At 58.2% G+C, this 13,018-nt stretch carries 8 protein-coding genes; 2 read left to right on the top strand and 6 right to left on the bottom strand.

The features are described from left to right. The first annotated feature begins 133 nt into the window (after positions 1 to 133). Positions 134 to 3,076 (top strand): outer membrane beta-barrel protein, encoded by a 2,943-nt coding sequence (locus Q0Z93_RS07335; RefSeq protein ID WP_298064246.1) that lies wholly within the window; start codon positions 134 to 136, stop codon positions 3,074 to 3,076. 105 nt (positions 3,077 to 3,181) lie between these two features. Further along, complete coding sequence (gene nadA, locus Q0Z93_RS07330; protein WP_298064245.1) at positions 3,182 to 4,129, top strand: quinolinate synthase NadA; 948 nt, start codon at positions 3,182 to 3,184, stop codon at positions 4,127 to 4,129. 199 nt (positions 4,130 to 4,328) lie between these two features. Here the strand turns inward: nadA and Q0Z93_RS07325 are convergent, their stop codons facing one another. The 6 genes from Q0Z93_RS07325 to Q0Z93_RS07300 form a co-directional block, all read right to left on the bottom strand. Next, on the bottom strand, positions 4,329 to 5,579 hold the full coding sequence (locus Q0Z93_RS07325) for a peptidase U32 family protein (RefSeq protein ID WP_298064244.1): 1,251 nt from the start codon (positions 5,577 to 5,579) through the stop codon (positions 4,329 to 4,331). A 598-nt stretch (positions 5,580 to 6,177) separates the two neighbouring features. Continuing rightward, a complete protein-coding gene (locus tag Q0Z93_RS07320) occupies positions 6,178 to 7,239 on the bottom strand; it encodes a TlpA disulfide reductase family protein (protein ID WP_298064243.1) in 1,062 nt (353 codons plus the stop codon). 61 nt (positions 7,240 to 7,300) lie between these two features. Further along, the gene (locus tag Q0Z93_RS07315) at positions 7,301 to 7,660 is read right to left on the bottom strand and encodes a DMT family protein (RefSeq protein WP_298064241.1); all 360 of its coding nucleotides are present in this window, start codon (positions 7,658 to 7,660) and stop codon (positions 7,301 to 7,303) included. A 171-nt stretch (positions 7,661 to 7,831) separates the two neighbouring features. Beyond that, on the bottom strand, positions 7,832 to 10,702 hold the full coding sequence (polA, locus tag Q0Z93_RS07310; protein ID WP_298064240.1) for a DNA polymerase I: 2,871 nt from the start codon (positions 10,700 to 10,702) through the stop codon (positions 7,832 to 7,834). A gap of 26 nt (positions 10,703 to 10,728) precedes the next feature. After that, positions 10,729 to 11,187 carry a 6-carboxytetrahydropterin synthase gene (locus Q0Z93_RS07305; protein WP_298064239.1) on the bottom strand — a complete coding sequence of 153 codons (459 nt, stop codon included), beginning with the start codon at positions 11,185 to 11,187 and terminating at the stop codon, positions 10,729 to 10,731. A 329-nt stretch (positions 11,188 to 11,516) separates the two neighbouring features. Then, positions 11,517 to 13,018, bottom strand: a 1,502-nt coding sequence (locus tag Q0Z93_RS07300; protein WP_298064238.1) for a family 20 glycosylhydrolase, incomplete at its 5' end; no start/stop codon positions are given.

Below are 13,018 nucleotides of genomic sequence, written 5' to 3'. Positions count from 1 at the left end.
GGCTCAAGAGATGCGTTAGCATCTCAAAAAGTTTTTCTGGTTCTCTTTGTTCACAAAGAGAACAGTTCCCTCAAACCAGGTGTACAATAAAACCTACGATTTAAAGATGAAATACAAATCAACGATACATAACATGAAACGAGTTTTAGGAACGCTCGCCCTGCTGCTAATGCTCACCGCCGCCGCACAGGCGGCCCCCGTCACCCTGAAAGGGAAAGTCGTCGGCGCAGACGACAGCCAGCCCATCGCCGGCGCCTACGTCATCATCAACGCTTCTGAGCCCGACGCCGCCAAACGCACTAACCTCACCGATGCCGACGGCGCCTTTTCGGTTGTCAGCCGCGAAAAAAACATCAATGTAACCGTTTCATTCATAGGATATAAGAACTATTACAAAGCAATCGAGCCCTCGTCGGCCGGCACCGTCGATCTGGGCACCATCCGGCTGTCGCCGGAGGCACAGGTGACCCAGGAAGTCCAAGTGACCGCCAAAGCCCCTATGGCCACTATGAAAGGCGATACGCTGCAATACAATGCCGCCGCCTTCAAAACCAATCCCGACGCCTCCAGCGAAGACCTGCTCAAGAAAATGCCCGGCGTCACCACCGACGATAACGGAGCCGTCGAAGTGCATGGGCAGACCGTCGGCAAAGTCTACGTGGACGGCAAGGAATACTTCGCCGACGACCCTGCCGTGGCGCTCAAGACACTGCCCGCCGACGTGGTCGAAAGCATGCAGATCTTCGACGACAAGAGCGACGAATCGAAATTCTCCGGCTTCGACGACGGCGACCGCATCAAAGCGATCAACATCGTGACCAAGAGCGGCGTGAGCACCAGCACCTTCGGTAAAATATACGCCGGGTACGGCACCGACGACCGCTACTCGGTGGGCGCCGCAGCCAATATCTTCAACACCGACCAGCGCTGGACGATCCTCGCCTCGCGCAACAACGTCAACAACCAAGGCTTCACCCTGAACGACATCGCCAGCTCCATGACCGGCCGACGCGGCGGTATGGGCGGAGGCATCGACGCCAGCCAGTTCACCACCAGCGTGCGCGGCGGTATCCAGACCACCACCATGGCCGGTCTCAATTACCAGGGCGAATTCAAGAAAGTGAAGATCGGCGGAAGCTACTTCTTCAACAACGTCAATGCCGACATCTGGCGCGCCATCGGACAGCACTACACCACCGAAGGCAACCGCGAATATTACGACACCACCGCCACGCAAGGCTACAACTACCAGCACCGGGCCAACCTGCGCATCGAATGGAACCCGAACGAGACCAACCGCATTTTCTTCATGCCGCGCGTGACCTACGCGACCAACCACGGCGACCGGGCCAATATGACCACCACCTGGATGAACGCCGCGCTCAACAACACAGCCGTGAACCGTTATACGACCAAGCTGGGGACCTACGACGCATCGGCCAACCTGTGGTGGATGCACCGTTTCGGGAAAGCGGGGCGTACCCTGTCGGTAGGCGGTTCGGTGGGCGGCAGCAACGGATGGGGCGACCGCACGCAGCAGTCGCGGTACGGTTCGCTCGCCGAAACGGCCGGCGACGACAGCGGCAGCGAGACTTCGTTGGTCGATCTGTACACCAAAGCCACCGGCGACCTGTCCTACAGCACGCTGAACCAGATCGGCACCCTCGGCACACCGGGATTCGACGTCTCGGGGCGCGTGAGCTATGCCGAACCGCTGTCGCGATCCTCGCGCCTGCAATTCAGCTACCGCATCAGCTACGACAAGACCGACTCCCGGATCCTGAGCTACGACTGGGATCCGCTGCTGAACAAGATCCTGGAGCTCGACCCGGTGACCTCGAACCTCTTCAACCGCAACCAGACCCGGCAGTCGGCAAGCGTGGGCTACAACTGGGTGAAAAAAGACAAAATGACCCTCAACGCCTCGATCCGCTACCAGTACTCGACGCTGAACGACGACGAAACCTATCCCCGGACGATGGAAAACAGGTACAATTTCGACGCCTGGCTGCCGCGGCTGCGGTTTGAATGGAAACCGACCAAGATGCAGAGCCTGAACGTCGAATACCGCCGCAGCACCTCCACGCCCAGTGTCAACCAGCTGCAGGATGTGCTGGACATCAGCAACCCGCTGCAAGTTTACTACGGGAACCCGAATCTGAAGCAGAGTTATACGGATCGGCTCCAGCTGATGTACAACATCGCCAATCCGGAAAAATCGACCAACTTTCACCTCTTCGCATTCGCTATGCTAACGCAGGACTACATCGCCACCCACCGGCGGTTCCTGACCGAGGACGAGGAGATCAAAGGAACCACCATCGTAAAGGGGGCGCAGGTCTCCTCACCGGTCAATCTGAACGGTTACGTGAGCGCGAACCTGTTCGGCATTTACAGCTTCCGGATCAACCCCCTGCGCAGCAACATGAACATCGGGTTCCGCTACCAGTTCGGCCGGACGCCGTCCATGGAGGACAACACCCGATATACCTCGCACAGCAACCGGATGGGGCTGAACCTCTCGCTGACGAGCAATATCTCGGAAAACGTGGACTTCACGGTGGCTTACCGCCCGTCGCTGAACTTCACCACCAGCCAGGAGAAGGACAAAACCACCCAGCAGATGAACCGCACGTTCGACCGCTATGTGGGCAGCGACTTAGCGGGATTCCTCAACATTTTCCTGTGGAAAGGCCTGTTCATCAACGCCGACGCCACGTGGCGCAATTCGTTCGGGACGCAGGCTTCCTATTCGCAGCACTACGCGCTGCTGAACGCGGGGATCGGCTACAAATTCCTGAAATACAAGCAGGCGGAGGTACGGATTTCGGGTTACGACCTGCTGAACCAGAACCGCTCTTTCTGGCAGACTACCAACAACACTTACACGCAGACGACTTTAAGCAACGTGCTGAAACGTTACTTCATGATCAGCCTGACCTATAAGTTCGACACCCGCAAGGGCCGTTCCGAGAGCAATTACGGCAGCGAAGACCGCAGCAGTGTCTTTGGCGGCCGCGGGCCGCGCGGGGGAGCTCCTGTGGGAGGCCCCGGAAGAGGCCCCGGGCCGAGATAAGTTTGGAACTGTATAATCTCCACTCGTTTTTCGCCGTTTGCTTTTCTGAAGGTAAACGGCGATTTTTTAAACCTGTACGACGGAAAATCGTATCTTTGTCATACTATGGAAGCACTGAAAGATAAGATCGAGAGGCTCAAGCGCGAACGCAACGCGGTCATACTGGCGCATTACTATACCGAGGGGGAGGTGCAGGATGTGGCGGATTTCGTGGGGGACAGCCTGGCGCTGTCGCAGCGGGCGGCGACGACGGATGCGGAGGTCATTCTGTTCGCGGGGGTGCATTTCATGGGCGAGACGGCCAAGATTCTTTCGCCGCAGAAAACGGTGCTGATGCCGGACATGGCGGCGGGCTGTTCGTTAGCGGATTCGTGCCGGGCGGAGGATTTCGCGGCGTTCATCGCGGCCCATCCGGGGCATACGGTCATCTCGTATGTGAACACGACCGCCGAGGTCAAGGCGCTGACCGACATCGTCTGTACGAGCAGTAATGCGGTGCAGATCGTGGAGTCGCTGCCTAAGGACGAGCCGGTCATTTTCGGGCCGGATCGGAATCTGGGCAATTACATCCGGAATATCACGGGGCGGGAGAATATGCTGATCTGGGACGGGGCGTGCCATGTGCATGAGGAGTTCTCGCTGGAGAAGATTCTCGAACTGAAAAAGGAATACCCGCAGGCGAAGGTGCTGACGCATCCGGAGTGCAAGCGGCCTATTGTTTTGGTGTCGGATTATGTGGGTTCGACGGCGGGGCTGCTGAAGTTCGCCGTCCAAGATACTTCGACGGATACCTATATCGTGGTGACGGAGCCGGGGGTGCTGCACCAGATGCGCAAAGCGGCGCCGGAAAAGACGTTCATCCCGGCGCCGCCGATGGATTCGACGTGCGGGTGCAACAATTGCAGTTTCATGAAGTTGGTGACGCTCAGGAAGATGGCGGATGCGCTGGAACGCATGGCGCCGGAGATCGTCGTGCCGGAACAGACCCGGGTGCGGGCTGAAAGGTCGATCCGGCGGATGCTGGAGATTTCGCAAAAATTGGGACTGGTCTGATCGGTGCCGACATTTTTCGGGGCCTTTTTTCAGTTCACATCGGTGCCGCTCGGCACACGAACCGGGCCATTTCCTCACAGCCCCCGGCGCAGGGCGAACTCTATGAATGAGAAAGTACAATAAAGGATATAATCGCGAGGTGTTCTATCTGCAGCCGCTTGAAGACCGAAAAACAGGACAGGATACGACGCATTGATATTTATGTTCGCGGCACCGCAACCAACTTGAACACCTTGTCGCCCCGGTGCACCCTCTCCGGCGTACGGACCGAGCATTTCACCCCCTGAGGCGCCCGCTCCACAGGCTGCAAATCCACCCGAATCTCGTCCGGAGTGAACTCCAATGCCCCGGTGGTCGCCCCTAAAAAAAGCAGTTTCTCGCCCCGTCCCAACGGCACCGCCTCGACCGACACCTCCGCCACGCCGATCCGCGCAAAGTAGTTCGTCACCTTTCCCACCATCACTTTTTTGACCGTCGCCGCCGAACCGTAGTGTTCCGACCACTCGCCCAACCGCTGCCCCAGGTAGTACCCGTCCCAGAAGTCGCGGTTGAAGACCGTCCGCAGCCGCTCCTTGAGTTCCGCCGCCAGCTCGCGCGTGAAATGCCCTTCGGCCACCGCCCGCACCCCTGCTTTGTAGCACTCGCACACCCGCCGCACATACTCGCCCGACCGCGCCCGACCCTCGATCTTCAGCACCCGCACCCCTGCCTCGATCATCCGATCCAGAAATTCGATCGTACACAAATCTTTCGGCGACATGATGTGTTCGTTTTCGACCACTAACTGCCTCCCCGTCTCGACATCCTCCACCCGGTACGACCGCCGGCACAATTGTCTGCACTCGCCGCGGTTGGCCGATTTCCACGCTTCGTGCAAGCTCAGGTAGCACTTCCCGGAGGTCGCCATGCACAACGCCCCGTGGGCGAACATTTCGATCCGCACCGGTTCCCCTTTAGGGCCGCAGATATTTCGCTCGGCGATCTGTTCGTAGATGTGCCGCACTTTGTCGAGCGTCAGCTCCCGCGCCAGCACCACCACGTCGGCATAATGCGCATAAAACGCCACCGCTTCCGTATTGCTGACGTTGAGCTGGGTCGAGATATGCACTTCCACGCCCCGTTCCCGCGCATAGTTCATCGCGGCCTGATCCGCCACGATGACGGCATCGATTCCTTCGGCTGCCGCCCGATCGACTACCTGCCGCATGTAAGGAATATCGTCGTCGAACAGCACGGTGTTGAGGGTCAGGTAGGTTTTGATCCGGTGTTCGCGACAGACGGCCACGATCTGCGCCAGGTCGTCGAGTGTGAAGTTTACGCTCGACCCGGCTCGCATATTAAGTCCCTGCACGCCGAAGTAGACGGAGTCGGCCCCGCCCTGCACAGCGCCTTGCAACGATTCCCACGACCCCACGGGGCACATCACTTCGATTTCGGTCGGTCGTATCATTATTTTGTCTCTCTTTGTCGCTCTTTATTTCTCTTTATCTCTTTTTGTCGCGCAAGTGGTACGAAGTTATTTGTCTCTTAGTCTGGAACTTGGTTTTAGCCGGGTAAACTTTCTGATCCGGCTCGTGCGCCCGGGTGGGTAGTTACAGCCAGGCAGCGAGTAGCGGCCTCTGCGGTGCCGCGGGGCACTCGATCCGGGGAGTTTGTTTCGCCTAAGTCTTCCGCCGGGGTGGCTCCGGGGCGTCTCGGGAGATCATAGCCGAGCCGTCTTTCTCCGCACTCGAAAGCATTCCCAAGAACGGGTAGACACCAGACCCGGGAATGCCGTGTTTTGCCTTGAGAAGCCCGTGCGGGGGCGCGGGCTTCGACAAGGCGAAACCGATTCCCGGTGACTTCTTTGCTTACTTTCTTGGTCACCCAAGAAAGTAAGTGCCCCCGCGGCATGAGCGGCAAAGAAAAAAATGTTATTCCGCGAAGCGGGCTGCCCCGCACAGTGGCGGAATCCTATTCGACCGGAATCTCCCGGTGTCAGGCCGGAGCCACCGGCTGCGGAAAACAAATACCGGTCTTCCGGAAAACGCCCAATATCACCGAACGGTTTACAATAATTCAGTTACGGCCGATTCGATATTCCCCGGAGCCAGATTCCGCCGCACGATATTCCCTTCCCGGTCGATCAGAAAATTCGCCGGAATCTTCTGTACATTGTAGAGCCGGACCGCCGGAGATTCGCCGCCCCGCAGATCGTTCACCGAAATCCAAGGCAGCCGCTGCTCCGCCACACTGCCTATCCATTGCGCCTTGTTCAGATCGAGAGACACCTGATACACCTCGAAACCCTGCGCCGCATGCCGGTCGTAAATCTCCACCAACTCGCGGTTCAGTATCTTCAGTTCCGGCAGATTCGTCGCCGTGAACGACAGCAAAATCACCTTTCCCTTCAAATCGGATAACTTCCGACGATTGCCCAGCACATCCGGCAGGTCGAGGTCGGGGAAAGAGACCTCATTGTCCATATTTTCGGCCACCAGCCGCCCCGCCGCCGCGACATTGGCGAAACTCTGCACATCCGCCGCCAGCGCCTGTGCATACGGCGAGTCGGGATAGCGTTTGACGAGCGAGTCGCTGACCATGCCGAAATAGACTACATCCGCGGCATCGTCCGCAAAGACGAAAGACCCGTCCCCCGCCGTCTGGTAAAGCGGCACGATCGCCGCCAGAGAACCCGCATGAGCGCTGATGAACTTGGCCGCCTCCTGTTTCCGGACGATCGGATTTTCGAGAGCCAGGATGTCGTTAGCCTGCTGCACCAAAGCCGACCCTTCGGAGCCGTTTACGGTATATTCCCGTGCCGTACTGTCCGCGATCCGCACCACGATTTTTTCGGAAGCCTCCGCCAGCAAAGGCACGCTGCCTCCATCCGCAATCCGCAGCGTATAAAATTCAGGAACGCCCGGTTTCTGCTCGATAAAGAGGTTGAAATTGCCTTTGCGGTCGGTCTTCACCGAATCGACGAAGCGGATTCCCGACGGTACGACGCGCTCCGCGACGATGGTTTTGCCGGCGCCGCCGCAGTCGATGCCGCCGCGGATGGTCACCCCGCTGCCCGAACAGCCGGCAAGCAATAAAACAAGGCCCGAGAGTGTAGCTATATTCTTCATAACAGATTCATTGATCAATTCGATCTCTGAATGCAAATATAGCCTTTTCCGACGGGGTTCCTTATTTTTTGAACATAAAATAGACAGCCAGCACGAGGAATACCGCACCGACAAGATGGTTCAGCCGAAGGGCTTCGGTCTTGAAGAAAAGGGTGGTGAAAACGGCGAAGACCAACAGAGTGACCACCTCCTGGATGACTTTGAGCTGCAGGAGGGTGAACGGGCCGCCAGTGCCTTCAAAACCGATCCGGTTGGCCGGAATCATAAAACTGTATTCGAGCAGAGCGATACTCCAGCTCACCAGGATGATCCCCCACAGGGGCAGACCCTGGAAAAACCGGAACCGCAGCTGGCCGTACCAGGCCAAAGTCATGAACGAGTTGGAAACCACCAACAGCAAAACGGCGTATATGCCTCTCATACTATAGTTTAGTTCGATTAGGGGCTGCCCTGTCCGGCGACAATCGTTCTTTCTGTGAAAAAAGAAACGAAGAGTTGCCCGCACCCCCAATCATACGGTTAATGATTGGAATTTCTTACCCGGAGCCAGAGCCAGAGCCGGCAAGTGCCACGCCGTCCCCTTTTCAGCGAATCAATGCGCGTCCAGCCAGCTGGTTCCCGAATCTGCCTCCACCGACAGCGGCACGGTCAGCGCCGCCGCCTGCGCCATCGTTTCGGTCACCAACCTCTTGACCGCCGTCACCTCCTCCTGCGGTACCTCCAACACCAATTCGTCGTGCACCTGCAGCACGATCCGCGCCCCGCTCCCCCGTTCGCGCAGCCGGCGATCCACCTCGATCATCGCAATCTTCATAATATCCGCCGCGCTGCCCTGAATCGGCGCGTTGATGGCGTTCCGCTCCGCCAGCGAACGCGTCACCGCATTGCCCGACCGAATATCCCGCAGGTATCTGCGCCGCCCGAAAATCGTCTCCACATACCCCCTCTCGCGCGCCTCGGCCACCACCCGCTCCATGTAGGCCTTGACCCCCGGATAGTGCGTAAAATACCCGTCGATCAGCTCTTTGGCTTCCGTCCGCGGAATATGCAGCCGCGTGGCTAACCCGAACGCCGAAATGCCGTAAATGATCCCGAAGTTGGCCGTTTTGGCTCTCCGCCGCTGTTCGCGCGTCACCTCGTCGAGCGGCACGCCGAAAATCTTGGCCGCCGTCGCCGTGTGGATGTCCTCGCCGTCGCGGAAAGCCTGCTGCAGCGCCGCGTCGCCCGACAAGTGGGCCATGATCCGCAGCTCGACCTGCGAATAGTCCGCCGACACGATCACATGTTCGTAGTCCGGCGCCGTAAACGCCTTGCGGATTTCCCGCCCCGCCGCGTCGCGGATCGGAATGTTCTGGAGGTTCGGATTGGTCGAACTGAGCCTGCCGGTGGCCGTCACCGCCTGATTGAACGACGTATGTATCCGTCCCGTCAGCGGATTGATCAGTTGCGGCAAGGCCTCGATATAGGTCGAGAGGAGTTTTTTCAACCCTCTGTATTCCAATATTTTCTCAATCACCGGATGGTTCTCCGACAGCGACTGGAGGTACTCCTCGTCCGTCCGGTACTGCCCGGTTTTGGTCTTCTTGGGTTTCGGATCGATGCGGAGCGTCCCGAAAAGAACGTCGCCCAACTGTTTGGCCGAATTGACGTTGAGTTCCGGCATCCCCGTCATCTCGCGAATCTCGGCCTCGAGCCGCGCCGCCTCGCCCGTCAATGCTTCGCCCGATTCGCCCAATATCTCCCGATCCACGAAAACCCCCGCCGCCTCCATCCGCGCCAGCACCGGAATCAGCGGGGCTTCGATTTTCAAGTAAAGCCCGGTCTGCTGCGTCTCTTCGAGCAGCGGCCACAATTTATGGTAAAGCTGCAAGGTCACGTCCGCATCTTCGGCCGCATATTCCGCCACTTGTGCGGCATCGGCGTCTGCCATGGAGGTCTGTTTCGCTCCCCGCCCGATCAACGCCTCGATCGGCACCGGTTCGTAATTCAGGAAGCTCTTGGCCAGGAAGTCCATCCCGTGGCGCGCCTCCGGGTCGAGCAGGTAGTGGACGATCATGGTGTCGTAAAGCTCGCCCCGCACTTCGATCCCTGCCGCGTGCCGCAGCACCAAGAGGTCGAATTTGATGTTCTGGCCGATTTTCCCGATCCGTTCGTTCTCGAACAGCGGCCGCAGCGCCGCCAGCACGTGCGCCCGCCGCGCCGCATCCGGCGTGGGCACCCACCACGCTTCGTGCGGCACAAGAGCGAACGATAGCCCCACTAATTCCGACCGGAGCGGGTCGATGCCCGAGGTCTCGGTGTCGAAGCAGAATTTTTCGGTTTGACCGAGCAAGGAAACCAAGTCTGCCAGCTGGTCGTCGGTCGCAACGATATGATAGAGATGCTCTACCGTCTTCAATGTCTCGTATCCGGCCTCGGCGCCCTGCACTTTTTCCTCGGCTAAGGCCGGGGTCGGGGGGACCGTCAGAGGCGGCGCATCGTCAAACAGCGACATCTGCCCCCCCAGCTGCGAATAGGGTTTCGGCCGACCCGGCTTCTGTCCGCCGCTCAGCGAGTGTAAAGTATTGGCCTGCAATGCGCTGCTGTGGAAGAGCCGGCTGTCCACATCCCGCAGCAGCAAATTGAAGCCGTGTTCGATATAGATGCTCCTGAGTGCTGCATAGTCCGGCTCTTCGATCCGAAAGGCTTCCGGGTCGAATTCGACGGGCACGTCTAACTTGATCGTGGCCAGTATTTTGGAAAGCCGCAGCTGTTCCTGGTTTTCCAATATCGAGGCGCGCAGTTTCGGGGTCAATGCGTCGGCGTGGGCGATGATGTTTTCGATGTCGCCCCACTCGGCTACCAATTTCCGGGCCCCTTTCTCGCCTATGCCCGGCACGCCGGGGATGTTGTCCGATGCGTCTCCCCACAAGGCGAGGATGTCGATCACTTGCCGCGGCTCGGCAATGCCGTAGTTTTCGCACACTTTGTCTAATCCGACGATGTCGATCCCTTCGCCTCCTTTGGCGGGCTTGTACATGCTGACATGCTCTTTGATGAGCTGCCCGTAGTCTTTGTCGGGTGTCACCATGTAGACGTCGTATTCGCCGCAGCACGAGGCTTTGTGCGACAGGGTGCCGATCACGTCGTCGGCTTCGTAGTCGGGCACTTCGAGCACGGGAATGCGCATCGCTTCGAGGATCGCTTTGATATGCGGCACGGCGGCGATAATATCTTCGGGCGTGGCGTCCCGGTTGGCTTTGTACTGCGGGTATAGCTCGCGCCGAAAGGAGCCGCCGGGCGGGTCGAAGGCGACGCCGAGATACTTGGGCTGTTCGCGGGCGATGATTTCGTTCAAGAACTTGGTGAATCCGAAGATGGCGGAGGTGTTCAGTCCTTGCGCGTTCCGCATGGGGCGGTTGATGAAGGCGTAGTGGAACCGGAAGATCAAGGCGTAGGCGTCGATCAGGAATAGTTTCTCCATCGTGGTCGTGAGTACTGTAAGTATGCTTATAAAGGAATATTATCCTCTGCCCGCCATGTCGCGTGCGATTTTTCGGTCTCGTAGAGTTTCAGCTCGGCGAGCTGAACTCCTTCTGGCAGTGCGCTTGCGATTTGCCGGGCGAACTGATCGATCATCTGTTCGCAGGTGGGCTGGCTGTCGACCAAATACACGCGTTCCCATTTTTCGCGCACTCGTTCGAGCAGACCGGCGTTCTCCGGTGTCTGCCGCAATACCAAGGCGTGGTCGTACCGGTCGACTATGAGTTCGTTCACGATCTGCTTGAGGTCGCCGAAGTCCATGACCATGCCGTATCTCGAACTCGAGGGGTCGGTGCTTGGGGTGCCGCTGACGGTCACGAATAGTTTGTAGGAGTGGCCGTGTATGTGTCGACATAAACCGTCGTACCCTTCCAGGGCATGGGCCATCTCGAACGAAAATTCACGGGTCAACCGTATCACTGCCATATCTGTTAAATTATCGGTTCGTTTATTCCTCTACCCTATTGGGAGGGAACTGTTCTCTTTGTGAACAAAGAGAACCAGAAAAACTTTTTGAGATGCTTACGCATCTCTTGAGCCTGCCGGATACCCTTGTCTTCGTCTTCTTGGGGTGTGAGCAATAGCGGGCATAAAGTACAGCACTCAATAGCCCGCTATTGCCACACCCCAAAGCAAACGCAATGCAAGAGGACTGCGGAGCCTAAGGAGTAGCGCAGCTATCTGAAAGTTTCTTTGGTTCTTTCTTTTCAAAGAAAGAACAGTCACTCACAGTGAGGTACAGAATAAACGAACGGTTAATGTTTAAATCCGGTCATTGTTTTCAGAACCGTGACAGTCGGCGACGCCCATTGGAGCGACAACATACCCCCATTATTCATATCGAAATACTCCACCCGGACTTTGTGCCAACCCGTCGCCAGCGCCCGCTGCGCCGTCAGGCGCACATCCCCGTGCGGCCCATCGTTATCGATCAACAGCCCGCCATCCACATAGAGCCTCGAGCCATCATTCGACATCAGCGAGAACGTATAAATCCCATCCTGCGGCACCTCGATATAGCCCTCGTAAATCAAGCCCAGCCAGCCCTCCAGCTTGGAAGGCACCGCCACACTATCCAGCGTATAGCCCCGCACCACCTTCGCCTCCTCAATTCCCGCACATTCGCGCCCCCTGAACTCATGATAAATCATCCGAATCCCATTCTCCAGCTTGCGATCCGGCAGCGTTTGGGCCGGCGAATAATCCTCCCGGCGATACTCCGCCCTCTGCATCGCCCCCGCCGTACCATCCGGGCGGAACGGACGAAAAATGAACTCCGTCGACTCAGTCACCGTCAGAGGCCCCGTATACAAAGTCGACTCCGCATTCGGGAAACTGCCGTCCGTCGTATACCGCACCGAGATATTCGGCAGGAGACAGTTCACCGTAACCACCGCCGTGTCCACAAACACATTGATGTCATTGAACCCCGTCAAGTCCGGCACCCGATAATTGATGCCGTGGCGGTCGAAATAGTCCGCCTGAGCAACAAACCGCCGTGCGAAATCCTCCCAATCCTTCGCCCCCGGCTGCACCCACGCCATCTCGCTCAGAGCCAGCAGCCGCGGCATGACCTGATACTGCATCCGCCGTTCGCTCGGAATCCGTTCGCACCACGTATTGGCCTGCACCCCCCGAATATGCTTTTTCTGTTCCGGCGTCAGATTCCAGTCCGCCCGGTAAGTCGTCGGTTCGGTCTCGTAAATCCGCCTGAGGTCCCGTCCCTGCTCGATGAAATCGAGGTAGAGCAGAAAGTCCGGACAGACGATCACATCGTTGCCCTGCGCCGTGGCAGTCGTCACAGCCCTCGGCGCCCAGTCGCGCCACCAGGTGATCGTCGCCGTCGGCGAGAGTCCGCCCTCGACGATCTCGTCCCACCCGATCAGCTTCTTGCCGTTGGCGTTGAAATGATTCTCCATGTCGTGCACGAACCACGCCTGAAGATCGTTTTCATCTTTAAGCCCGTATTTTTCTATTCTCGCCTGACAGTCCGGACAGGCTTTCCAGTTGGTCTTTTCGACCTCGTCGGCCCCTAAGTGGACATATTCGTACGGGAACAGGCTGAACACCTCGCTGTACACATTCTTGGCGAACATCAGGGCGGAATCTTTCCCCGGGCACAAGGGCGACGAGAACGACTTCCCCCACGAAGATTCCCCCGTGCAGGTGATCCACGGATAGCCCTGCTGCGCCCCCATCAGGTGGCCCGGCATGTCCAGTTCCGGGATCACGTCGATCCCCCTCTCCGCAGCATAGG

It is taken from the genome of uncultured Rikenella sp. (genome assembly GCF_947628055.1).
Lineage (GTDB): Bacteria > Bacteroidota > Bacteroidia > Bacteroidales > Rikenellaceae > Rikenella.
This window is presented reverse-complemented; position numbering and strand designations above follow the sequence as displayed.